Raw genomic sequence first — 24,506 nt, 5'->3', positions numbered from 1 at the left:
AGTAATTCGCATCTAAGTAGATAGAGAACGGTGTTCATCATTTTACCTTTCATTTATAGGCCTAGACGCGGGCTTTATTGCGAAGTTAAAACTCAGTAACAATATCCTAGTAGCACTTTTTACTCGTTCGACTTACAGTGAGCGCACATTCGTTCATTAAAGGTCAAAGGCATGTACACACTTTATGGTTACCCAAAGACGCGCTCAGTTCGTATTGCGTGGGCTTTAGAAGAGCTTGGTTTACCTTACAATTATCACCTTATAGATTTAAAAATGGGCCAGCACTTAACTGATGAATACAGAGCGATTAGTCCCGCTGCTAAAATTCCAGCATTAGTGACAGAAGAAGGCGCGTTAACTGAATCCGCAGCAATTGTCACTTTTTTGGCCGAACGCCATGGTATGCAGGAGTTTATTCCCGAACCAGGCAGCTTTGAGCGCGCAAAGTATGAAGAAATGATGTTGTTTCTGACAAGCGAGTTAGAACAGCCTATCTGGAATTTAGCAAAGCACACCTTTGCATTGCCAAGCGAGCAGCGAATTGACAGAATGCGAGAAGTCGCTGTCTGGGAGTTTCAACGCGTACTGCCTGTATTTTCAGCTATGCTGGCAGATAACGAATTTGTTTGCGGTAACATGTTCACTATGGCTGACGTCATTGCAGGGCATATTCTCGCGTGGGCAAAAGGAAGTAAGCTAGATTTAACCGCCAATGGAAAATGCGAAAACGTAGCAGTATATGCGCAGCGAGTCCTTGGGCGAGAAGCTTATGAACGAGCATGGCGAAACGAAGTAAGCCATATGTCCAAATAGTGTCGGGACACAACATTTGTCTTAGACAATACATCACACGACTTTATTAAAAGTACTGAATCGACAGCGAACAATAATAATCGGCAGCGCCTGACGGCGATATAACAAGAGAACAAAAATGAAAGCATTTAAAACATTGCTAGTAAGTAGCGCAGTTACATTGGCACTGGGAGTTACCTCTTTTGCATCCCTTGCCCATTCACATAATCATGCAAACGAAGCGAGTGAACAAGCGTCATCGGTTACTACAGCATCAGAGCACGATAAACTATTCGCGTTGTTTGCAGCCGCTGACCAACGAGACATAGAGTTAAACCCAATTATGGCTATCTTTCGAGGCGATATGCGATATGCGGACAAACTTGGCGACTTTTACACGGATTCACACGCACTAGCAGGAAAAACGGCAACATTGCTTAATTTGTCTGAACTTAAGCAAATTGACAGAGCTAAACTTAGCGACGTTGATAAGCTTGCATACGATGTTTTCAAATACAATGAAGAACGTTCTCTTGAAATGTCCAGTGACGAAATTGAGGCGCTTACCGAAGTACGTCCAGTTAACCACTTCAGTGGTTTCCATACATTTTATCCAACGTTCGCCAGCGGAAAAGGGGCGGCACCCTTTAACACCGTAGAAGACTACGAAAACAACTTATCTCGTCATAAAGAGTACATTGCCATTTCTGACCGCTCGATCGATAAGTTCCGTGAAGGTATGGAAAGCGGTGTGCTTGAAACTAAGTTAACCATTGATCGTGTTATCAAGCAGTTTGACACTCAGCTTGCTATTCCTCTGAAAGAGTCTCAATTCTGGGGGCCTGTCACTATGTTTCCAGAAAGCTTTTCCGAAGCTGAAAAAGCGCGCTTGACGGCTGCGTATGAAACGGCGACGCAAGATATTTATGACGCAACAACCCGTATGCGCGACTTTCTTCGTGACGAATATCTACCGAGTGGCACGTGAAAGTATCGGACTGAGTGACATGAAAGGCGGGGCGAAGTTGTATCAGTTGATGGTAGAAGGTTCTACAACACTGCCAATGACCCCTGATGAGCTTCACAACCTTGGTCTTCAAGAAGTTAAGCGTATTAAAAACGATATGCTAGAGATTAAAGATGAAGTGAAGTTTGATGGTTCACTTAATGCGTTTTTTGACTTCGTGCGCACCGATCCGCAATTTAAGCCAAAGAGCCGCGAAGCTTTAACTCAAAGCTACTACGATATTGGCAAAGAAGTGGATAAAAAAATTGATCAATACTTCTCATTGCTTCCAAAATCAGAGTTAGAGATAAAACCTTATGACCCTGCAATTGAGCAATTTAGTGCGGGTGGTTCTTATCAACCAGGCACACCGGATGGTTCAAGACCAGGCACCTTCTATTTTAACGCGTATGATTTACCAAGCCGTCTTACCACAGGTAACGTTACTCTTTACCTTCATGAAGGTGCGCCTGGACATCACTTCCAGATAAGTTTAGCGCAAGAAAACGAAGCGCTTCCTTCATTCATGCGCTTTAGTTTCTTACCTGCATTTGGCGAAGGCTGGGCGTTGTATTCAGAAACCCTGGGCTATGAAATGGGCTTTTTTGAGAACCCATGGAACCGCTACGGCACGCTTCAAGATGAGCAACTACGCGCGATGCGTCTGGTAGTTGATACCGGCATTCACGCGAAAGGGTGGACACGAGAGCAAGCTATCGACTTTATGTTAGAAAACTCAGGCATGACACGTACTGAGGTGGTTGCTGAGGTTGAGCGCTATATTGCAATACCTTCTCAGGCGTTGTCTTACAAAGTTGGTGCACTGAAAATTCAAGAGCTTCGTGCCCGCGCAGAGAAAGCATTAGGAAATGAGTTTGATATTCGCGAATTTCATGCACAAGTACTCAATACCGGAGGCATTCCGCTGGCTATTCTTGAGCAAAAGATTGATCGTTGGATAGAAAGCCAAAAAGGTTAATTCAACGAGGACAATAAACGGTAAACTCGAAAAGCCAGTCGATAGATAATTATCACTGGCTTTTTTTGTATTTGCGACCAGTGGCAGTGTTTTTGTCATATAGCTTTATTACATTGTTGCTTGGTATAAATTTTAAACAATTAAAAGGAAGTGTGTTGTGGAACTTGGGTTGTTTTCACTGAGCTTGTCAGTGAGTGATATTAAGGTGTCAAAGGCGTTTTATGAAGCGCTTGGGTTTGAGGCTATGCCTTCGTGTGGTTCGATAGAAGATAAGTGGCTAATCATGAAAAATGGCCAAACCATGATTGGCCTTTTCGAGGGCATGTTCGAGGACAATATCCTTACGTTTAACCCCAGTGACGTGCGAGCAGTGCAAGACAGGCTTATTGATAATGGTGTTTCTATTGACGTGCCCGTAAAAGGCAATAGCGGGCCGGGACATCTGATAGTGAAAGACCCCGATGGCAACGCCATTATGTTTGACCAATTCTGACGGTTTTCGTGTCGACACTCCCATGGAGGGATTTTATAGGTCATTGTTAAATAGAAATATTTTCCCACAATGCCTTGTGGCGCTGGATTATAAATGCAATTATCTAGAGCGTGTTGACCTTTGCCGTACGTTTTTGCAGCAAAGTGTTTAGCATTTAGACAAGGAAGTGCACACGTCGTGTAGCCATCTACATAAGTGTGCGCAGACGCAGTATAAATGCTAAACAATTGCTGCCTGAAAGGTTCATCCAAGCGAGCCTCATGCGGCTTTACTCGTCGCTAATTTGGAATAACCAAACCACGCAACTCGTTCATTGCCTGATACTCGCTTGGAATGAACAAAAAGTGTACCGCAAAGGTCAACACGCTCTAGTGTCGCAGGGAGAAAGTACAAGGGAGTAGCAATGAAAACATTTAACGCCGTATTAGGTGCTGTCGCTATTGTAGCGTTAACAGCATGTCAATCTGTACCGCCAACAGCAAGCCTAAATTCAGAACCTCAAGCTACTTTGCCAAAGTGGGAAAACGCGTCTTACCGATACGTCCCTGTAAATAAACCTGCGTCACTGTTCGCGTTAAGTCAGGAGCAGCAGCAGGAATTCTTGTCTTATTATTACGCACCGGAAAATCAAGATGTATCACCCAACTTTAGGCTGTCTGATTATATCAACAAGTTGGTTGAGCATTTTAGCTATGTCGGTGAAACCTTTACGGCTTCAGAGACATTAAACAATCAGTCAGGCAATTGCTTGTCTCTGGCTGTGCTTACTACAGCATTGGCACGTCTAGTGGGATTAGATGTTTACTATCAACAAGTACATACCCCACCTATTTATCGAAGAATCAACGGCATTCTCACTACGTCTACCCACGTGAGAAGTTTAGTGCTTGAACCTTTGCCAGAGAAAAAAGACGATGTGATTTTCTTTAGAAGTAGAGCCATCATCGACTACTTTCCTTCTGCATCGAACGACATAGGAGACTATTTGACTGAAGAAGCTTTTATTTCGATGTACTATCAAAACATGGCTGCTGAGGCCATGGGCAAAAACGAAAGCGACTTGGCCTATAGTTTGTTGTCAGAAGCGATGCAATTAGAGCCCACAAACGCAGAAACACTAAATACGCTGGCTGTGCTGTACCGTATGGACAATCACCTAACAGCATCAAGGGCGCTCTACGAGTATGCGATTGATATTGATAATAAGTCCATTCACACGCTCAGTAATTTTGCAGTACTGCTTAACAAAGTAAATGACACTGAGACACTCAAGAAAATAGGCGATATGTACCTTGAGGCGGACGATAGTAATCCGTATCGTTGGTATGACATCGGCAATCGGATGTTGGGAAAAGGAAATTATAAGCGTGCAGAATTATTCTTTAAGCGCGCTATCGACAAAGGACCGTACCTGAGTGAGGGTTACTTCGGTCTCGCGAGACTCTACTATCTCAAGGGCGACCTGGATAGAGCTGTGTCTACGATGGAAAAAGCAATGTCGCTCTCGTTTCCTTCTGACAACAGGGAGTTGTACGCTGCAAAGCTAGAAGCGTTGCAGCGTAGCATCAAGCAGTAAAATTAGATGGTGGAAGCGAGTTCTGCACCTTGGCGAATTGCACGTTTTGCGTCTAACTCTGCTGCCACATCTGCACCGCCAATAATGTGTACCTTAAACCCCGCCTCTTCTAATGGCTGCTGTAGCGGTTTAAACGGCTCTTGTCCTGCACAAACAATGACATTATCCACCGCCAGTAATTTAGGTGTGCCGTTGACGGTAATGTGCAAGCCTTCATCATCTACCTTGTCGTAGCTAACGCCATTTATCATTTGAACATTGTGGTGTTTTAACGACTGACGATGGATCCACCCCGTGGTTTTGCCCAAACCTTTACCGACTTTCGTGGTTTTACGTTGTAACAAATACACTTCTCGCTCTGAGGGCTCGATGGTTTTTTCTTTAAGCGCGCCTGGTGTTGTGTATTGTTCATCAATACCCCAATGTGCTAGCCACTTTTCTTTATCTAGTGCGAGGTTTTCATGCTCGACTAAATACTCAGCTACATCAAACCCGATGCCGCTTAGCACCGATAATAGCAACGCTTTTACCAACTGGTTTATGATCGCGTAATACATCAAGGTAGCCCATTACTTTCGGGTGGTCATGCCCTTCAATGGTAAGCTTTCGAGGGTTAATACCCGTCGAGAGTACAACCTCATCAAACCCCTGATTTTCCAGTTCAACAGGGGTAACTTCTGTATTTAAATGAAGATTTACGCCAGTGCGCTCAAGCTGATTTTTAAAGTAGCGTAAGGTCTCATAAAACTCCTCTTTGCCCGGCACTTGCTTAGCGTAATTAAATTGACCACCAATTTCTGCAGCTTTGTCATACAGGTGTACATCATGACCTCTGTCAGCCGCGTACATAGAAAATGCTAGCCCTGCTGGGCCTGCGCCCACAACAGCAAGTTTCTTTTTGTGGGTAGTCGGCGTGAATGTGAGTTCTGTCTCGTAACACGCCTGAGGGTTAACCAAGCAGCTAGCACGCTTTTGTTCAAAGGCATGATCAAGACAGGCCTGGTTGCAGGCAATACAGGTGTTAATAAGCGATGACTCGTTGCGCATGGCTTTAGTCACAAAGTGTGCATCTGCAAGGAACGGGCGCGCCATTGATACCATATCAGCATGGCCTTGTTCGAGCACAGACTCAGCAACTTCTGGTGTATTAATACGGTTAGTTGTCACCAATGGAAGCGACACTTCCTGTTTCATTCGTTTGGTTATCCAAGTAAATGCGGCGCGTGGTACTGAGGTAGAAATAGTAGGAACGCGCGCCTCATGCCAACCAATCCCAGTATTGATAAGCGTCGCACCGGCTTTTTCAATCTCTTTGGCCAGATACACTACTTCATCCCACTGTGCACCGCCTTCTACTAGATCTAGCATTGATAGTCGGTAAATGATGATGAAGTCAGTACCCACTTTCTCTCTTACACCTTTGACAACCTCTACTGCAAGCCGCGCCCGGTTTTCTAGACTGCCTCCCCACTCATCATCTCGGTGGTTTGTTCGCTGACAGAAAAACTGGTTAATCAAGTAGCCTTCCGACCCCATAATTTCTACGCCATCGTAGCCAGCCTCGCGGGCCAAACTTGCGCATTTTATATAGTCTTTGATAGTGCTTCTGACCCCACGAGATGAAAGCTCACGTGGCTTGAACGGTGTAATCGGTGATTTCATTGGCGAAGCGGATACCGCAAGAGGATGATATCCGTAGCGCCCTGAATGCAGGATCTGCATACATATCTTACCGCCTTGTGCATGCACAGCATCAGTTATAACGCGATGTTTCTTTGCATGGCCTTTACGGGTCATTCTGCCTGCAAAAGGGGCTACCCAACCTGAGATGTTTGGGCTGATACCACCGGTAACGATTAGACCAACGCCACCTTTCGCACGCTCGGCATAGAAAGCTGCCAGTTTATCAAAGCCGCCTTTTTCTTCTTCAAGACCAAGGTGCATAGACCCCATCAGGGTTCTATTGCGAAGGGTAGTAAAGCCTAAATCAAGCGGCTCTAGTAGGTGAGGGTAAGGGGTAGCCATAAGTATTCTCTTTGCTTTAATTTTTAGTGAAGGGTGCCAATACGTTGGCCCGACCAGTTAACTTGATTATTTACTACCTCGCGTGAATGGTAAAGTCAGGGAATGAAAAAATGCATTAAAAAAGCGAGAAGGCCCACGGCAATCTCGCTTTTATATAGGTTGCTCTTACACCGTTCAACTTACTCGTCGACGTACATCTTTTGCTGAAACTTGAGTGTTTGTTTGGTGTTACCTTTTTGCACGTCAATATCGAAACGGAACGTCTCTTGGTCGCGAAATGGCAATACGGCGAGGTAGTAAATGGCATCGCCTTCCTCAACCTTCTTAAAAGTAAGCTGGCGAGTGTTGCCCAATAAATTTTTCGCATTGCCTGATACATTAACGCGCTGTGCCTCGCCAGAAGTTCTGTCGAGCACCGAAATGTTCACCAGTGCGTTAAATTTACTTCTGACTATGCCATAGCTTGAAGCCACTTCAGGTGTTAAAAATGGTGTGCCTACCACCATATAGTGCACGTCCCATTCACCAAGCGCCTTTTTCTGCTCAGCGAATACGTTTGTGCTTAACATTGATAATACCGCAGCAAGTGCAGTCAACAACGTTAACTTAATAGTTTTCATTTATTTCTACCTATTCCAATGCGAATCAAGCCTAGATGCCTTTGAGCATCGTGTTCTTAGTAAAAAGGAAATGTTTCTTGCAGGAGCAATTGCAAAAACTGCAGAGCAATAATGGCAATGAGCACCGACAGATCAAGTCCACCTAAAGGTGGAATAATTCTACGAATTGGCGTCAAAAATGGCTCAGTGAGTTGGTGAAGTACATAGTCTACCGGCGAGCGTCCTTGTGAAACCCAGCTGAGAATAGCCCTTAGCAAAAGAACCCAAAACATTAGCGAAAAGGTTTCTTTTACCACGCCAACGACCGACAAAATGGCAACGCCTAGCGGGTTTAAATTCCCCCCAAACAGCAGCCCAAGAGTGACAATTTTAAGCGCACAAACAACAACGGCTAACACAAACGTGGCCGTGTCGAAGCGTCCAATAGAGGGGATAACACGTCGCAACGGCCCCACGATTGGGTGCGTCGCTTTTACAACAAACTGACTTAATGGATTATAAAAATCTGCTTGTACAACTTGAAGCCAAAGGCGCAAGATGACGACCATCAAGTAAAGACTAAATAGGGTATCAATTAAAAATACCGTTGCGTTCATGTTCTAATTTTCCTACAAACGTTATAGCTGTTTTGCCATTTCTTCAGCACGAGCAACTGCCGCGCGCATTGACTTGCTGACGATGTCTTTAAGACCTTCGCCAATGAAAGTATTGACAGCTTCAGCAGTTGTGCCGCCTTTAGAAGTAACTTGGGCGCGCAATTCGCTTAATTCAAGCTCTGGGTTGTTACAAACCATTTCGGCTGCGCCTAACATAGCTTGTTGAACCATCAAACGAGACTGTGCTTTATCAAAGCCCATATTCATCGCTTCTTCTTGCATGTTTTGTAAAAACAAGAAGAAATAAGCTGGGCTACTGCCTGCAGCGGCAATAACACCGTTAATGCCATCTTCTTTTTCTACCCAAACCGTCTCGCCAACACTGTTCATCACGTCGTCAACGTATTGTCTGTCTGACGCTGAGACGGTGTCGTCTGCGTACATGCCCGACATACCTTTACCTAATAGGCTGGGCGTGTTTGGCATGATGCGAACTACCGGGTGTTGACCACCTAACATTTCTTGCAGGCGAGCTACGGGTAATCCCGCCGCTATACTTAAGAATAATTTACCTGACAGGTCGTTATTGTCCTGCAACGCTGCACACATATCGCCCATTATTTGAGGCTTAACTGCAAGTACTATGGCATCAGCAAACTGGCATGCTTCATCATTGGACTGAGTGGTATGAATGCCGAACTCGGCCTTTAAACCTTCTAATTTAGGTGTTGAAGGGTTTGCGGCAAGAATATTTTCTTTGGCATAACCTGACTTAATTAGACCACTGATAATGCTGCGGCTCATATTACCCGCGCCAATAAATGCTAATTTCTTCTGTTGCATGTAAATCCTCTATGTTGATTACGTTTAGCTAATGCATAGCGATATTGCGTAAACGGAAGTATTACCCTTTAGGATAGTCCCGTTTACCAAAGATGGCAGTACCGACACGGACCATCGTCGAGCCGTGTTGTATTGCTTGCAACATATCGCTACTCATTCCTACGGATAGGGTATCAAAATTGCTCAGTAATGTACTGTAATGGTCGAATAATTCGTTCAACTTAGCGAGCGTTTGCTGCTGTTGAGTTTCGTTTGGGTTCGCTTTGGGGATAGCCATTAAACCGCGAAGTTGAAGGCGTTCTTGTTGGCTCACAAAATGAATTAATGCGTCTAGTTCATCAATCGACACGCCCGACTTACTCTCTTCGTCATCGATATTAACTTGGATACACACATTGAGCGGCGCCAAATGGCTTGGGCGTTGTTCGTTCAATCGACGAGCGATTTTCTCCCTATCGACAGACTGTACCCAGTGAAAGTGCTCAGCGACGACTTTTGTTTTGTTTGACTGGATAGGGCCAATCATATGCCACTCTATGTCAGCTAAGTGAGCAAGTTCTTGTGTCTTTTCAACACCTTCTTGAACATAGTTTTCACCAAACATACGTTGTCCCGCTTCATACGCTTCCATGATATCTGATACGGGTTTTGTTTTGCTAACCGCTAGTAATTTAATGGAATTTGGTGGACGATGTGCACTGGTAGCGGCTTTGTCTATTCCTTTTCGTGCGGAATGTAGTCTTTCTGCTATTGTTTGCATTATTCACCTTGTTTTGGAGAAGTGGTTGTGGATATTACCGAACTTTTGGCTTTCAGTGTTAAGAATAACGCCTCAGATTTACACTTATCAGCAGGCTTGCCCCCAATTATTCGTGTCGACGGAGAGATGCGTAAACTGAATGTACCAGCTCTTGATCACAAACAGGTGCACGCGCTCGTGTATGAAATTATGAACGACATGCAGCGTAAAGAATACGAAGAAAACTTAGAAACCGATTTCTCGTTTGAAGTGAATGGCTTGTCGCGTTTTCGTGTAAATGCGTTTGTTCAAAATCGTGGTGCCGCTGCGGTGTTGCGTACCATCCCAAGTAAAGTGCTGACACTTGACGATTTAGGTGCGCCAGAAATCTTCAAAGACATCATCAACCAGCCTACGGGAATTGTGCTAGTAACCGGGGCAACGGGCTCGGGTAAAAGTACAACATTGGCGGCAATGGTCGACCATATCAATACACACAAGCGCGAACACATTTTGACGATTGAAGACCCTATCGAATTTGTTCACGACAACAAACTGAGCCTAGTAAACCAGCGTGAAGTGCATCGTGACACACATTCATTTAACAACGCTCTTCGTTCAGCGCTGCGTGAAGACCCTGATGTTATCCTAGTAGGTGAATTACGTGACCTTGAAACCATTCGTTTGGCGATTTCCGCAGCAGAAACGGGCCATTTAGTTTTCGGTACGCTTCATACTAACTCTGCACCCAAAACCATTGACCGTATTATTGACGTGTTTCCAGCGGAAGAAAAAGCCATGGTGCGTTCTATGTTGTCTGAGTCACTGCGTGCGGTTATTTCACAAACGCTACTTAAGAAAGTGGGCGGCGGACGAGTTGCAGCCCATGAAATCATGGTCGGTATCCCAGCTATTCGAAACCTTATTCGTGAAGACAAAGTGCCGCAGATGTACTCTGTTATTCAAACGGGTCAGGCGCACGGTATGCAAACCATGGATCAGTGCCTGCAGCGTTTGGTAGCAATGGGGGTCATTACTAAGCAAGATGCTGCCGAAAAATCTATTGATAAAAAATCGATGAGTGGTCTTTAAGGAAAACCCATGTTAGATAGCTTATTACAAAAAATGGTCGACACCAACGCGTCAGATTTATTTGTGACCGCGGGCTTTCCTGTCAGTGCCAAAATTAATGGAAAGCTAACGCCAATCACCGATTCAGCGTCTTCAGAAGAGGCCTCTCTTGCGCTAGTGCACGAGGCAATGACGGAAAAGCAACGCGAAGAATTTCACAACTCCAAAGAATGTAACTTCGCCATAGTCAGAGAAGGGATCGGACGTTTTCGTTGTTCAGCATTTTGGCAACGAGACCAAGCTGGCATGGTAGTGCGTCGCATTGTGACGCAAATACCAAAAGCTGACGACCTAGGTCTTCCTCGGGTGCTCAAAGAAATTATCATGGCCAAACGTGGCTTGGTGCTCTTTGTGGGCGGTACAGGTACGGGTAAATCTACGTCACTAGCGGCACTTATTGGTCATAGAAACGAAAACTCGCATGGTCATATACTAACGATTGAAGATCCTATCGAATTTGTTCACGAGCATAAAAACTGCGTGATTACACAACGTGAAGTAGGTATTGATACACAGTCATTTGATGACGCGCTTAAAAGCTCACTGCGTCAAGCGCCTGATGTTATTCTCATTGGTGAGATTCGCTCCATGGAAACCATGGAATACGCCATGTCTTTTGCAGATACAGGGCACTTGTGCGTAGCGACGCTGCACGCCAATAATGCTAACCAAGCCATTGAACGTATTATGCACCTTGCGCCTAAAGACCAGCACGATAAATTGCGTTTTGATTTGAGCCTAAATATTCGCGCCATTGTAGCGCAGCAACTCGTGCCGACTCCTGATGGAAAGGGCCGTGTGGCGGCTATTGAAATTTTGCTCAACTCTCCATTGGTTCGAGACTTGATTCAACGCAATGAGATTGGTGCATTGAAAGAGGCGATGAAAAAAGGCAAAGAGCAGGGCATGCAGAGCTTTGATATGGCGCTTTACGACCTATATAAAGCCGGTAAAGTTGATATGGACCAAGCGCTGCATCACGCTGACTCGCCAAATGATTTGCGTCTAATGATTAAACTAGACACTAAAGATGGCTCTAGCTTGGGCACATTGTCGAATGTTTCCATTGATATGGATGATTAAGTTACCGCTATAACTAAGGGAGTTGTTTCGTTGAAAAAGCTGTTTTCTTCACAAAATGCTTTCGAGATCCAGGCAGTGCGCAGTGAATTGGACGCATTGTCTATCCCTTATTTGGTAAAGAATGAGTTTGCTGGTGGAGCAATCGGTGAACTGCCGTGGCAAGATGCTCAGCCTGAATTATGGTTGGTTGATGACAGTTGGTATGCCAGGGCCAGTAAAGTGATTGACGCCTTGTTTAGCGATAACTCAGCACAAGCTCCCCGGTCTCATCAAGATTGGGCCTGTAACCTGTGCGGTGAGGAGAATGGCGGTGCATTTGAAGTCTGCTGGCAATGCGAAGAAGGGAGAAGACCAGAGTAAAGCTCGTTACTCGTATTGACTTTCGTTCCAGCTTGCGAAAATTACGCATGCTGAGACGCTATCTACCTTGTCTTTGGTCAGCTTTTTGTAGCCACCCAGCTCAAATAGCATCGCTTTTGCGTCGGTGGTGGTAAGCCTTTCGTCACATTCTTCTACAGCAACACGAAAGCGGCCGTGCAAACGATTGGCAAATTTGCGCGCGCGTTGCGTCATTTCCTGTTCACTTCCGTCCATGTTGAGCGGCAAGCCAACGACAACAACGTGGGGTTGCCATTCATCGTAAAGCTTTTCAATAAGGGTCCAGTCAGGAATGCCGTCGCGGGCTTTGATTGCTGCCAAAGGAGACGCGGTCCCCGTAATTTCCTGGCCTACAGCAACGCCGATGCTCTTAGTACCAAAGTCAAAAGCTAGTACTGTGCGGCTTCCTACCTCAGGCATGTCCTGCTCCAGGCGCAAGCTGCCAAACATCTACACCCAGTTTGTTCACCGTTGCTTGCCACTTTTTGTGGATAGGGGTGTGGAATAAAATCTCTTCATCGGCTTCGATGGTAAGCCATGCGTTTTCCTGCATTTCCTTTTCTAACTGGCCTGCAGTCCAACCAGCATAACCTAGAGCGATGAGCACGTCATCAGGCCCTTCATCTTTGCCGATAGCAGTCAAAATATCTTTTGATGTTGTTACCATAACGCCAGGTGCAAGTTTTAAGCTCGACGCCCACTCTTGTTGAGCAGAGTGCAGCACAAAACCGCGCTCCTGACTTACAGGGCCGCCCGCAAGCACAATTTGCTCAGCTTTATCATCTGACACGGTAAGCGCTTTATCAGTTTGTTCTAACAGCTGTTTAACGTTCATCGTTGAAGGCTGGTTTACCACAATACCCATAGCGCCTTCGGCATTATGTTCGCACACATAGATCAGCGAGCGAGAAAAATACGGATCATCTAAACTTGGCATCGCAACCAAGAAATGATTTTGTAAACTCTTTAATTCCGTCATGCTTTCTCTCTTTATTCTCACCTTTATGAATTGGCAGTAGTTACCCAACGCCTAATGTAGATTATCGGTTAGACAAGCGCTTTTCGATAGCGTTAAATAACGCGCCCATGATATCAACGTCATATGCCGCTTCAATCTCTCGTACGCAGGTGGGGCTGGTAATGTTGATTTCAGTAATCTTGTTACCAATCACATCAAGCCCTACGAACAAGATGTTATTTTCTTTAAGTGTTGGTGCAATGGCCTGTGCAAGCGCGCGATCTGACTCAGATATGGGCTGTGGTCTGCCTGTGCCATGCGGCTGCAAGGTTCCCGCGGGTTTCGCCTTTTGTTGGCAAACGCGCAAGGCAATATGGCATAACTTCACCATCGACGATAAGTACACGTTTGTCGCCGTCTTTTATCTCAGGTAAATATTCCTGAACCATCATGTAGCGCGTACCTAGCTTGGTGAGCGTCTCAATGATCACCCCTAAATTATTCCCGTCAGGTTTGACGCGAAAAATAGAGGCACCACCCATACCGTCTAGCGGTTTACATATAATATCTTGGTGCTTAGCGTGAAATTCACGGATAAGAGCCTGATTGTTAGTAACCAAGGTGTTGGGAATATGCTCTGGAAAATACGACGTAAACAGTTTTTCGTTGTAATCGCGAAGCGCTTGGGGGTTGTTTACTACCAAAGCTCCAGCATCCTGCGCCAATGATAGCACTTGTGTTGCGTACAAAAACTCACTGTCAAAAGGGGGGTCTTTACGCATTAAAAGTACATCTATATCGCCAAGGTGAACAGTTGCCTCATTCTCTATCACATAAAAATCGGTTGCCTGATCTTTCACTTTGACCGTTTTGGCGATACCCATCGGCTTACCGTTATCCAGAAACAGGTCCTTAAGTTCAAAATACACCACTGTTGCACCACGGCGCTGGGCTTCGAGCATCATTGCAAAGCTAGTGTCTTTATGCGGCTTAATGCTCGCAATAGGGTCCATAATTACGCCGACGGTATAGTGCATAGTTTTCTCACTTTGGATAGATTGGGTTAGGCCAAGTGTAGGACAAAATAACCTTGATTTCGTTTACAGGTAAATTGGGGCAACAACGGCCGACTTCAAGACCCACCTTACCCCAGTTATTGTAATTACTTATGTCGAAATAAAACCATTAGGCCATTAAAAGTCGCCGTGCTGAGCCTGAAGGATACTTAAACTTGTTATTGCAGCCGTTTCTGTACGAAGAATACGTGGCCCTAAACTAACCGATTGGTAACCGTTTTCATTTGCTAAATGTATTTCAGCGTCTGATAAACCACCTTCGGGGCCAATCAGTAATCGGTAGCCTTGCGCATTATAAGGTTGTCTTGCTAGGCCTTGCTCTGCACCAGGGGCAAGCACTAAACGCGTGGTTGCTGTGGAATTAGCTAACCACTGGTTTAGCGAAATTGGTTCGTTTAATACAGGAAGTACGTTTCGACCACTTTGCTCACACGCCCCTATCACAATCTTTTGCCATTGTTGGCGTTTTTTCTCCCAACGCGACTCATCGAGTTTGACCGTACAACGCTCTGTGATAATGGGAGTAATTTCCGTTACTCCCAATTCAACGCTTTTTTGCAGTACGGTATCCATACGGTCGCCTTTAGACACCCCTTGCCCCAAATGTAAATGAAGCGGAGATTCTTTTGCGATAGACAAACATGCATCAGCCTCAACAATGACTTTTTTGCGTTGAATGCTGATAATTTGCGCGCTGTATTCGTTACCGTCGCCATTGAAAAGCACAATGGGCCTGTTGGGTTTTAATCGCAACACAGTCGCAATGTGATGCCCAGCATCATCAGTCAAAGTGAACTCTTGCTCTAAGGGTATTGGTGAGGGGTAATAAATTCTTGGAATTCGCATTTTAATTCAGCACTGTATCTTTTGTTCACTATGATACGCGCGACGCGGTGCTTGTTGCAATCCAAGTAGTATGCTTTAAAAACGTTATCGAAACGTGCTGGCGCTCAAAAGTGCTGATTACTTGTAAACCCCACTGAGGGCAACTGAATACTGTGCAGCTGAACATTTGTGTTTAGATGAAGCGTAAGTATCTGCTCAGAGCACAGACTCAGCCATGTTTCACGAACCCCACAGTATTTCATGAACGTAATGAATTTATGTTACGTCGCGAGGCTTGTCTTTCATTTCAATGAAGCTGCCTCGTGCAATGCCACCACTACGTCATTGAGCCCGCTTTCGCCTAAATCACGCGCGCAACTACAACAACGTTTTCAGGTCGAAAGCAAATACTCTCTATGCTGCTGAAGGCGTAGAGTTATCGGCAGAAGATTTCAGCGTTTTATTTTGATGCACTGCGCGTGACGTAGAGCGATTTTCCGCTCGCGCATATTTGGTATGTTTACCTTTGTCGGTGCGTAATGAGTATAAAAACAAACACAAAACAACCGTAAATAGTACTGTGAGAAGCAACATGCGTTAATCCTTTATTTGACATAGTTTGCTAAAGCTTTTGGTTCGATATGGGCACAAGAGCTCTCTTAGAGACTCGTTACAAGTGCGTCAAACATCCTTTGTCATATCTCGCTTTAGTTTAAACTACGTGGTTAAAAAGTCATCAAAAAAATAGTCTTAAAACTCTGTCACTTCCGAAAAAGTGTCAGTGTATACTTCTGAGAAATTACATCTCTCTGTCAACTTGTCGTTTAAATATACAGGTTTTGTCGCACGGTAACGTATCGTAAGTAATACGTTGGAATTAATCTTACTTACCTAGAATGACAGCGTGATGACACGTTACATAAATAAAGATAGAAAACGATATCGGTTTTCGGTATTGATCTTTCGAATGATGAGAACGCCATAGTCTAAAAAATTAGTTAGACTTTAGGTCGAAATTGCATCAATAACTTACATACCTTATTGGTATGCAGCGCAATAGCTGATACCGTTAAGACTCGATCACTTTGGAAGACTGTTTTTTGTGCATGGCGCTGCAATGGGGTGTGTACAAAAAGTAGTCTAATCACACCACAAAACACGACAAGGACTTAATTATGGAAGAGACGCTAACGCTTTTCTCTGCAAGTGATGTTGAACGATACATAAATGAATACGCTATCCCGTGGGGTATTAATATTGCGATGGCAATAGCTATCTATGTTATCGGTAGAATTGTAGTTGGATTTTTGCTGTCTGTATTTAGACGCCTTATGGCGAAATCAAAATACGACAATATGTTGGTGGATTTTTTAGAGTCCATTTTAAGCGCAATTTTAATGCTGTTTGTGATTGTCGCTTCACTCGACCAGTTAGGTGTAGATACCACGTCGCTTGTTGCCATATTAGGTGCAGCTGGTCTGGCGATAGGTTTGTCTCTTCAAGACTCGCTCAAGAACTTCGCTGCTGGCGTTATGCTATTAGTGTTCAAGCCCTTTAAAGCGGGTGATTTTGTTGAGGCAGCAGGAACGGCAGGCTCTATCGTGAAAATTGGTATATTCACAACAACAATGAATACACCTGACAACAAAGAGATTATCGTTCCTAATGGCAATATCTACAGCGGAAACATCACAAACTATTCAGCAAGAGATACGCGACGTGTCGATATGGTAGTTGGCATTGGTTACGACGCAGATCTATTAAAAGCCAAAAATTTGCTTAAGGAAATGATTGCGGAAGATGAGCGCATTTTAGCTGAACCAGCAGCAACGGTGGCAGTATCTGAGCTCGCTGACAGTAGCGTGAACTTTGTGGTTCGTCCATGGGTCAAGTCTTCTGATTTCTGGGGCGTTAAATTCGATTTTACTGAAAAAGTGAAGCTGCGTTTTGACGAAGCGGGTATCTCTATTCCATTCCCTCAAATGGACGTACACCTTCATAAAACAGACAGCGAATAACAAGCAAAAACGCCGCGAAATGCGGCGTTTTTTTTAAGTAAATTAGGCGTGTTCTAACAGCTGAAATCAGGTTTGGGCTGGAAAACCACCGCGCTAGCTTTTACAACTTGGTCTCGCGCCACTTGCTTGGTAACTGGCAAACGCATTTGGCATATTGTTCTGTAAGTTATCAATACGTGTTTGTGGAGCAGGGTGCGTTGATAATAACTCCATCGACCTGTTTGTGCCGCTCGCCGCTTCCATGTTCTGCCATAAGTTGACCGACTGTCTTGGGTCGAATCCTGATTTAGCCATCAAGTCTAACCCGATAACGTCAGCTTCTGATTCATGAGAACGACTGTATGGCAATTGAACACCAACCTGCACGCCTAAACCGATAGCGGCCATTATTGGACCTGACTGAGATACTTCATTGGCCTCGAGCACTTGGCCAACGGCCTGAGTGCCAATGTTGATAAGCGTTGATTGAGACATGCGCTCATTGCCATGGTGCGCAATAACATGACCTACCTCATGACCGATAACGGCAGCGAGTTGGTGTTGGTTTTCAGCAACATTGAGAAGCCCTGTGTATACACCAATTTTTCCTCCAGGCAGTGCAAACGCGTTTACTTGTTCATCGTCAAATACAACCACTTCCCATTGTCCGTCGAATACCGAAGCTGGAACTTGGGCAGTTATCGCGTTGGCAACACATTCTACATAGCTATTTTGCACGCGCTTACTAGACACTTTTAGCTCTTCTTTCATACTCGAAAATGCTTGGTCGCCCATTTGTGAAAGCTGACTTTCTGAGTAAAGGAGTACCTGGTTCCTACCAGTTGGTGACGTGGCACATCCTACAAGGGCAAGTGTTGCGGCGAGCACAGCCGAAGCGGTGAATGTCATTTTCATAGTAGTTCCTTTTTGCAGGCTTTAAAGCCGTTGTCTCGTTGCTATTGGTAGGATAAATCAACAATTCAAATAAATCATGCTTAATCTAATTGTTGCGCCAACTTTGTCAAACGCGATTATGCCTGGCGTTAAGTTACCGTTCATTTTATCTCTCGTAACATACTTCCATCATCAAACGGCGTTAACTTACTACTGGAATTTTCGTCATGAAAACATGTCGCCCTTCTTTACAAAAAACATGCATTACCTACTTAAACCTTTTGCTTTTAATCGCCGCGTCGACATTACTGTCTGCGTGCACTTCTACAGGTGAAATACCCAATAGTGAACGCAATCAATTTGTCACTATGTTTTACGCCACAGTCGCAGATGTTTCACCCATAAAATTTGAGTCGCATGCCGAAGAGGCTGCTGCAATGGGAGCTGTTGAAGGTGCTCTGTGGAACTTTGGCGAAGATGAAATGCTCTTTTCTGCGCTGTTCGGTGCGGTGTTTAGCGGGATGGCGGTATCAATTATGGAAGGGGATCTTAACGGCTTGGAAGTGGGCTTACAGGCTGTAGATGGAGACTACGTGATTGTAACAACTGAGCAAGATGATATTTCAGTGGGTGATTGCGTGAGCGTTAGAGTGGGGGGCGAAGTGCAGCTTTTTCATGTACACCCTGATTACTGCACAAGCGTTTATTAAAGGTGCAATATTTCACTAGCTGCTTACGATACCTATGATGCTGTTTCATGACAGAACTGTGACAGCATGTGGATAGAGGGATAAAGCTGCGAATTGAGATTGATTTGGAGTCTAGATTCCACGCGCCTCAGCCATACATTTGATACGTTTTGCCAAATTAATATTTGTGTCATAAACTGGTCCTAATTTATACATAGAAGTTAAATGATTTTTCTGGTGTACTGGCGTTCAATACGAAACGTCTTCCCATGATAGTTCGGCGGTGTCGATATCAATGAAGCTTTTGTTTGAAAACCAATAGACGTACGACACTTATATAAAAAGGAAAGCAAATGGCAGTGCGTAATAAATTTAAAGTAGGGTTACTCGCATTTTTAGTATCAGCAGCACTTACAGGCTGTGGTCTGGACGGCGACGACGGTGCACAGGGTGAGACCTATGCGCAAGGTCCTCAAGGTGAGCAAGGTGAGGCGGGTACTGACGGTTCTGATGGCGCAGATGCATCAATTGGCATCGCAATGGATGTTGTAGGCCGTGCGTTTTTGGGCAACCAAACAGCCGCTGAAATTGTGCAGTATCACGCAGCGTCCAACACCATTTATGCTACTAATGGTGAAACTAATACAATCGCTATAATCCCTGCTTCAAGTATCACAACTGCTACCATGGCAGACCCAATCAATACTACTTCATTGACTACGTCAACAATCAGCCTTCCTGCTGATTTAAATGGCGTTGCATTGGGCAGTGTTACCAGCATTGCTATTAACGGTGACCTAATGGCGGTTGCGGTACCAGCAAGCGTTAAAACTGACAATGGTTACGTGCTGTTTTACGAAGGTGTAGACAGTTCTGCGCCTGTTTTCCTTGACTCTGTTGAAGTAGGTGCGTTGCCAGATATGGTTACGTTCACACCAGATGGTGGCAAAGTGTTGGTTGCTAACGAAGGTGAGCCGTCTGACGATTATACCGTTGACCCAGTTGGCTCGGTGACAGTTATCAACATTTTAGCAAGTGGTGAGCCAGAAGAGACTGGCACTACGGTAGGTTTCTCTGCATTCAACGGCATGGAAGCTGACTTAATGGCGCAGGGCGTCATGTTCCCAAATCCAGCTTAGTCGTACAATTAACGGTACCGCTATTACCGCTTCAGTGGCTCAGGACTTAGAGCCAGAGTACATTACAGCAACTAACGATGTTGCCTATGTAAGCTTACAAGAAAACAATGGTCTAGCTGTAATCGACCTTGAAGACTTAAGCGTTCAAGTTGTAGGCCTTGGTGCTAAATCATGGGCGGGCCTAAATATCGACGTGCAGGAAGACGGCACAGTTAGCTTTGGTCAATACACAGGGCTATACGGCGTGTACCAGCCTGACACAATTGCAAACTTCACGTGGAAAGACGCTACTTTCGTTGTTACGGCAAACGAGGGGGATGCGCGTGAATATTTCTTCAGTGCAGCGGACGAAGCGGCATGTATTGCAGCTGGTGGTTTAGAATTTGACGCTGATGATGGTTGTTTAGCGTACACTGATGAAGTGAAGGTTGAAGACCTGACAGCTGAAGCAAATTCTGATTTGGCAATGCTTCAGGCGAACGGTGAAGCCGATGATTTGCGCGTGACTACAGCGATGGGCGACGCGGATGGTGACGGCGAGTACGACGCAGCCTATGCCTATGGTGCACGTTCTTTCACTATTTGGGATCAAAATGGGTTAGTTGTCTACGATTCGGGTGATGACTTTGAGCGTATTACCGCGTCTGTTCATGGTGCACAGTTCAACAACGGTGACGATGAGAATGAAGGCGACTCTCGCTCTGAAAACAAAGGTCCTGAGCCAGAAGCTTTGACCGTTGGTCAAGTGGGTGATCGCACTTATGCGTTCATCGGCACAGAGCGCATGGGCGGTATCTTTGTTTATGATGTTACTAACCCTTACGACGTGCAGTTCGCAGAATATGTTATCAATAGAGACCTTACTGAAGGGCTAACTGCTGATGACGTTATTGGCGACTTGGCTCCAGAAAGTTTGGTGTTTGTTGCAGCTGAAAATAGCCCTAGCGGTGTTCCGCTTCTAATCGTTGGTAGTGAAGTAAGTGGCACAGTGACGGTTTGGCAGATTAATCAGCTTTAAACGTAAATATAAGGCCGATTGGCAAAGTTAAATTTGCTAACTTCTGGCTAATACAAAAAACCGCCTTTCGGCGGTTTTTTTGTGCCTGATTTGCCCATGCTATTTGGTAGTTTTTCTTGCCACTAGCATTGTTAATGGTGTGTTGTGATAGTTACAGCGCTACGTCTTTGAGGTAAGCTATAGAAATGAAGAAGATCCATTAAGACGAATGCTCTATGTGGATTGAAAAAGGGATGGACGGAAACGTTCAAGACCATGAAAGGCCCCAGTTAGCAAGAAGGTAAATAGCCGTTCGAAGCTTGTACCTTTGTCTATTATGTACTGATGGCCGCTCTAACGATTAAAGAACAGAGAATGCGTATGTCTCAACAAGTAGTGATAAGTGGCGTGGGTGTATGGCACCCTGAAGAGAGCATAACTAACGAAGAGTTAGTCAGCAGTTATAACGCTTACGTCGATAAGTTTAATGAAGAGAACAAGCAGCAGATAGAAGCGGGCGATGTTACCGCGCTACCGTACTCAAGTGCTGAATTTATTGAAAAGGCGTCTGGCATTAAGAGCCGCTACATCTATCAAAAAGAAGGTGCATTAGATATTGGTAGAATGAAACCAAAAATTGCACCTCGTCAAGATGATGAGCTTTCCCATCAGGCTGAAATTGCAGTGAAAGCGGCAAAGCTAGCATTGGCTTCTGCTAACGTGCAGGCACAAGATATTGATGCCGTTATTGTGTCATGTGCCTATACACAGCGCGCGTATCCAGCCATTGCTATTGAAGTGCAAGAAGCACTTAATATCGAAGGCTTCGGTTTTGATATGCTAGTGGCGTGCTCTGCGGCGACTTTTGGCATGCATCGCGCCTACGAAATGCTGTGTGCAAACAACGCAAAACGCGTGCTTGTGATTAATCCTGAATTAGTATCACCACAAATTAACTATGCAGATAGAGACAGCCACTTTATCTTCGGCGACGTCGCAACCGCTACCGTGATGGAGCTTGCTGAGACGGCGCAAAGCAAGCACGTTTATGACGTGCTAAGTACGAAAGCCTTGACCAAATTCTCGAACAATATTCGTTCAAATTTTGGTTACATGACTCGCGCTGAAGATGTTGACCCGTATGGGCCTGACAAGCTTTTCCATCAAGCCGGAAGAAAAGTGTTTAAAGAAGTCTGCCCGCTCGCTGCTGCACATATTGAGGCGCACCTAGCAAGTCACGACATAACGCCGGAAGGTGTAAAGCGTTGGTGGCTGCACCAAGCAAACATCAATATGAATACGCTGATTTGTAAGCGACTTCTAGGCCGTGATGCAACGCGAGAAGAAGCACCTATTGTGCTTGATGAATATGCAAATACCGCGTCGGCGGGTTCCGTGATTGCCTTTGGCCTTAATCATGAAGACTTAGTGTCAGGAGACATCGGCGTGTTGTGCTCTTTTGGCGCTGGGTATTCAATCGGCTCTTTGGTTATCAAAAAGCGATAGTCAATACAAATGGCGTGTGTACAACGCACGCCGACTAACCAGAACGCGCTGCCGTGCATAAGGTGCATAGGCCCTTAACAATAACGATAAAAAAGGGTGGTTTTTAAGGATGATATCTGACGTGGGCTATGCGCTTAATAGCCTAGCGCATTTAGCATTATTGTTGTTGCTGTTTACTGTCAAAAAACCAGGCGTTGCCAAACATTTTTTAGTGCTGGCATCGGCAGCGACATTCGTTTGGTCAACCAGCCTCGTTACCTTTTTGTTTGGGCCTATATCGTTAAGCTCACTTCTGAGTATTGATGTTTTCAAGCAAATGGCATGGCTGCTTTTCCTAGCAGGGTGTATTCAGACAGATTTTAAAAGCTTTTGGGATGTAATCCGCAAACCCGCTACGCTTGTCATTATTGCCCCCGCACTTGTTGCCTTGTTTGCCCCCTATCTCTTGCCAATAAACCCATCTTGGAGCTTCTTAGCGCTTATCGTGTTGTCGCTGGAGGTACTTGTTTTATTGGAAGTAGTTTACCGTCAAGCTGGTCAAGAGCAGTGGGCATTCAAACCACTTATTATATACCTTGGCGCAACAAACCTTTTTGAGTTCGTGACTTATGCAAATGCAACCATGGTTAATCAGGTTGAAATTGGGTATATCGCTGCGAGAGGCTATATATACTTTTTCTTAATGCCTCTGTTGGTCATTGCTATTCGCCGAATTCGCCACTGGGGAGTCGACATATTTGTGTCTCGTGATGTGGTATTGCATAGCTCACTTTTGTTGGTGGCAGGTGGCTACTTGTTTGTGATGGCGCTGGTTGGCTACGCGGTGAATTATCTCGGAGGTAATTGGGGAGCAACCGTACAAATCATACTTGTCGTCATGTCTTTTGCGCTGTTAGCAACGGTCTTTTTGTCGACGGGTTTTCGCACAAAAATTAAAGTATTCATCACAAAGCATTTCTTTGCTAACCAATTTGACTATCGTGTCGAGTGGGTAAAATTAACCAAGTGGCTAACGCATGCTTAGGTGACCGTTCATCTGATGTCTACTACGCGGGTCTTACCGGTATGTTAAATGCCATTCAGTACGAGTCGGGGTTACTTTTCAAAGTAACCAACAAGGAGATTGAATGCATAGCCACGTCATCAAACCAAAAAGATGCGTTGTCTGACGATGTTGAGGAAGTGCTTTCTACCCTTGCTACTTATACGCAGCAGAACGGTTGGATAGTCGATACTGATGCGTATTTAGTAAAGCCATTTGATTACAACGGACTGAAGCTTGATAGAAACGTGCTGAAATCTTGGCAGTACCAACTCTTCATCCCTTTTATGAAGGATGGAGGGCTGTGGGGATTTGCAATTCTCTCTGCAGGCGATAAAGAAAAAGTAAGCTTGAACTGGGAAGTAAAAGATTACCTTAACGCGGTCTCAGAGCAAGTGGGCACGTACATGCAGCATCATGAAGCTGCCCAGGTTGTGGCGGAAAATGCCCAGTTCGCAGCGTTCAACCGTATGTCAGCGTTCGTCCTTCACGATTTAAAAAATGTATTAGCGCAAGTCGACTTGATCCTAGCTAATGCACAGCAACACAAGCACAATCCAGAGTTCATTGACGATACATTCGAGACTTTGGAACACACCAAAGCAAGAATGGAAAAAATGTTGAAGCAGTTGACAGATAAGAAAGCGATTGAAGAGGGCGTTAACTCAGAATTTATGCTTTCAGAGATTGCCAATGATGTTGTGTCGAATCGCTGCTCTGCACTTAGTCCAATGCCACGCGTTCACATTGCCACTGAAGAATCTGTCACGGTGGATAGAGAAAAAGTGGCGAATGTGCTTTATCATTTGATCAGTAATGCGCAACAAGCGACAGCTGATGACGGTGTGGTAGATGTTATTATTAGTCTTGATAAAGATAACCATACTCAGCTGGTGATGATAGAAGACAACGGAATAGGCATGGACAAACAGTTTATCGAGGAGCGTTTGTTTAAGCCCTTTGACACGACAAAGGGCAACGCTTAGCATGGGAATTGGTGCGTATGATGCTAAAACGTATATCGAATCGATTGGCGGAAAGCTTTCGGTAATGAGCGAGCCAGGACGTGGCAGTTGTTTTACATTGCATTTCCCTCTAGGGTAATGGTGTTGAACGCAGGTG

Annotated in this window: 19 protein-coding genes and 5 pseudogenes; 13 read left to right on the top strand and 11 right to left on the bottom strand. The window is 44.9% G+C overall.

Annotated elements, in window-relative coordinates; all coding sequences use genetic code 11:
* The first annotated feature begins 171 nt into the window (after nucleotides 1-171).
* From V6N89_RS16600 to V6N89_RS16580, 4 genes and pseudogenes are all read left to right on the top strand, one after another.
* Nucleotides 172-813, top strand: a complete 642-nt coding sequence (locus tag V6N89_RS16600) for a glutathione S-transferase family protein (protein WP_338518558.1) — start codon at nucleotides 172-174, stop codon at nucleotides 811-813.
* A gap of 118 nt (nucleotides 814-931) precedes the next feature.
* Nucleotides 932-2,777 (top strand): annotated as a pseudogene (locus V6N89_RS21855) (DUF885 domain-containing protein).
* A gap of 157 nt (nucleotides 2,778-2,934) precedes the next feature.
* Nucleotides 2,935-3,270, top strand: coding sequence for a VOC family protein (locus V6N89_RS16585; RefSeq protein WP_338518554.1), 336 nt, complete (start codon nucleotides 2,935-2,937; stop codon nucleotides 3,268-3,270).
* A 403-nt stretch (nucleotides 3,271-3,673) separates the two neighbouring features.
* Nucleotides 3,674-4,846 (top strand): hypothetical protein, encoded by a 1,173-nt coding sequence (locus tag V6N89_RS16580; RefSeq protein WP_338518553.1) that lies wholly within the window; start codon nucleotides 3,674-3,676, stop codon nucleotides 4,844-4,846.
* A 2-nt stretch (nucleotides 4,847-4,848) separates the two neighbouring features.
* On the opposite strand, the pseudogene V6N89_RS16575 reads toward V6N89_RS16580, so the two are convergent.
* The 5 genes and pseudogenes from V6N89_RS16575 to V6N89_RS16555 form a co-directional block, all read right to left on the bottom strand.
* A pseudogene (locus V6N89_RS16575) lies at nucleotides 4,849-6,871 on the bottom strand (FAD-dependent oxidoreductase).
* A 179-nt stretch (nucleotides 6,872-7,050) separates the two neighbouring features.
* Nucleotides 7,051-7,491: a DUF4426 domain-containing protein gene (locus V6N89_RS16570; protein WP_338518552.1), complete on the bottom strand. Its 441-nt coding sequence runs from the start codon at nucleotides 7,489-7,491 to the stop codon at nucleotides 7,051-7,053.
* Nucleotides 7,492-7,547: 56 nt separating this feature from the next.
* Entirely contained in the window at nucleotides 7,548-8,087 is a 540-nt protein-coding gene (locus V6N89_RS16565) for a YggT family protein (protein WP_346992975.1), read from the bottom strand.
* Nucleotides 8,088-8,108: 21 nt separating this feature from the next.
* Nucleotides 8,109-8,930: a pyrroline-5-carboxylate reductase gene (gene proC / locus V6N89_RS16560; RefSeq protein ID WP_338518551.1), complete on the bottom strand. Its 822-nt coding sequence runs from the start codon at nucleotides 8,928-8,930 to the stop codon at nucleotides 8,109-8,111.
* 61 nt (nucleotides 8,931-8,991) lie between these two features.
* A complete protein-coding gene (locus tag V6N89_RS16555) occupies nucleotides 8,992-9,690 on the bottom strand; it encodes a YggS family pyridoxal phosphate-dependent enzyme (RefSeq protein WP_346992974.1) in 699 nt (232 codons plus the stop codon).
* Between the two features lie 27 nt (nucleotides 9,691-9,717).
* Between V6N89_RS16555 and V6N89_RS16550 the strand changes: the two genes are divergently transcribed.
* From V6N89_RS16550 to V6N89_RS16540, 3 genes are read left to right on the top strand one after another with little or no spacing between them, the layout of a single operon-like run.
* On the top strand, nucleotides 9,718-10,761 hold the full coding sequence (locus V6N89_RS16550) for a type IV pilus twitching motility protein PilT (protein WP_338518549.1): 1,044 nt from the start codon (nucleotides 9,718-9,720) through the stop codon (nucleotides 10,759-10,761).
* Nucleotides 10,762-10,770: 9 nt separating this feature from the next.
* Nucleotides 10,771-11,883 (top strand): PilT/PilU family type 4a pilus ATPase, encoded by a 1,113-nt coding sequence (locus V6N89_RS16545; protein WP_346992973.1) that lies wholly within the window; start codon nucleotides 10,771-10,773, stop codon nucleotides 11,881-11,883.
* Nucleotides 11,884-11,913: 30 nt separating this feature from the next.
* Nucleotides 11,914-12,243 (top strand): DUF2007 domain-containing protein, encoded by a 330-nt coding sequence (locus tag V6N89_RS16540; RefSeq protein ID WP_338518548.1) that lies wholly within the window; start codon nucleotides 11,914-11,916, stop codon nucleotides 12,241-12,243.
* Nucleotides 12,244-12,249: 6 nt separating this feature from the next.
* On the opposite strand, the gene ruvX is transcribed toward V6N89_RS16540, so the two are convergent.
* From ruvX to V6N89_RS16515, 5 genes and pseudogenes are all read right to left on the bottom strand, one after another.
* Nucleotides 12,250-12,681 (bottom strand): Holliday junction resolvase RuvX, encoded by a 432-nt coding sequence (ruvX, locus tag V6N89_RS16535; protein ID WP_338518547.1) that lies wholly within the window; start codon nucleotides 12,679-12,681, stop codon nucleotides 12,250-12,252.
* Complete coding sequence (locus tag V6N89_RS16530) at nucleotides 12,674-13,240, bottom strand: YqgE/AlgH family protein (RefSeq protein ID WP_346992972.1); 567 nt, start codon at nucleotides 13,238-13,240, stop codon at nucleotides 12,674-12,676. Before V6N89_RS16530 ends, ruvX begins: the two co-directional genes overlap by 8 nt.
* A 61-nt stretch (nucleotides 13,241-13,301) precedes the next feature.
* Nucleotides 13,302-14,256 (bottom strand): annotated as a pseudogene (gshB, locus tag V6N89_RS16525) (glutathione synthase).
* A gap of 156 nt (nucleotides 14,257-14,412) precedes the next feature.
* On the bottom strand, nucleotides 14,413-15,141 hold the full coding sequence (locus tag V6N89_RS16520; protein WP_338518546.1) for a 16S rRNA (uracil(1498)-N(3))-methyltransferase: 729 nt from the start codon (nucleotides 15,139-15,141) through the stop codon (nucleotides 14,413-14,415).
* Nucleotides 15,142-15,534: 393 nt separating this feature from the next.
* Nucleotides 15,535-15,714: a hypothetical protein gene (locus V6N89_RS16515; protein ID WP_346992971.1), complete on the bottom strand. Its 180-nt coding sequence runs from the start codon at nucleotides 15,712-15,714 to the stop codon at nucleotides 15,535-15,537.
* A 581-nt stretch (nucleotides 15,715-16,295) separates the two neighbouring features.
* Here V6N89_RS16515 and V6N89_RS16510 point away from each other — a divergent pair.
* Nucleotides 16,296-17,138: a mechanosensitive ion channel family protein gene (locus tag V6N89_RS16510; protein WP_338518545.1), complete on the top strand. Its 843-nt coding sequence runs from the start codon at nucleotides 16,296-16,298 to the stop codon at nucleotides 17,136-17,138.
* 93 nt (nucleotides 17,139-17,231) lie between these two features.
* Here the strand turns inward: V6N89_RS16510 and V6N89_RS16505 are convergent, their stop codons facing one another.
* Nucleotides 17,232-18,032 (bottom strand): M48 family metallopeptidase, encoded by an 801-nt coding sequence (locus V6N89_RS16505; protein ID WP_338518544.1) that lies wholly within the window; start codon nucleotides 18,030-18,032, stop codon nucleotides 17,232-17,234.
* A gap of 206 nt (nucleotides 18,033-18,238) precedes the next feature.
* On the opposite strand from V6N89_RS16505, the gene V6N89_RS16500 reads away from it, so the two are divergent.
* From V6N89_RS16500 to prsK, 5 genes and pseudogenes are all read left to right on the top strand, one after another.
* Nucleotides 18,239-18,721, top strand: a complete 483-nt coding sequence (locus V6N89_RS16500) for a hypothetical protein (RefSeq protein ID WP_338518543.1) — start codon at nucleotides 18,239-18,241, stop codon at nucleotides 18,719-18,721.
* A 332-nt stretch (nucleotides 18,722-19,053) separates the two neighbouring features.
* A pseudogene (locus tag V6N89_RS16495) lies at nucleotides 19,054-20,857 on the top strand (choice-of-anchor I family protein).
* Nucleotides 20,858-21,217: 360 nt separating this feature from the next.
* Nucleotides 21,218-22,342 (top strand): beta-ketoacyl-ACP synthase III, encoded by a 1,125-nt coding sequence (locus V6N89_RS16490; protein ID WP_338520156.1) that lies wholly within the window; start codon nucleotides 21,218-21,220, stop codon nucleotides 22,340-22,342.
* Between the two features lie 109 nt (nucleotides 22,343-22,451).
* On the top strand, nucleotides 22,452-23,366 hold the full coding sequence (locus V6N89_RS21850; RefSeq protein ID WP_338518542.1) for a hypothetical protein: 915 nt from the start codon (nucleotides 22,452-22,454) through the stop codon (nucleotides 23,364-23,366).
* A gap of 41 nt (nucleotides 23,367-23,407) precedes the next feature.
* Nucleotides 23,408-24,488: pseudogene (gene prsK, locus V6N89_RS21845) on the top strand (XrtA/PEP-CTERM system histidine kinase PrsK).
* The last annotated feature ends 18 nt before the right edge of the window (nucleotides 24,489-24,506 follow it).

Origin of the sequence: Alteromonas gracilis (assembly GCF_036870955.2) — a bacterium.
Classification (GTDB): Bacteria; Pseudomonadota; Gammaproteobacteria; order Enterobacterales; family Alteromonadaceae; genus Alteromonas; species Alteromonas gracilis_A.
Note: the sequence above shows the minus strand (reverse complement) of the source record. Positions and strands in the feature narration are given on the sequence as shown.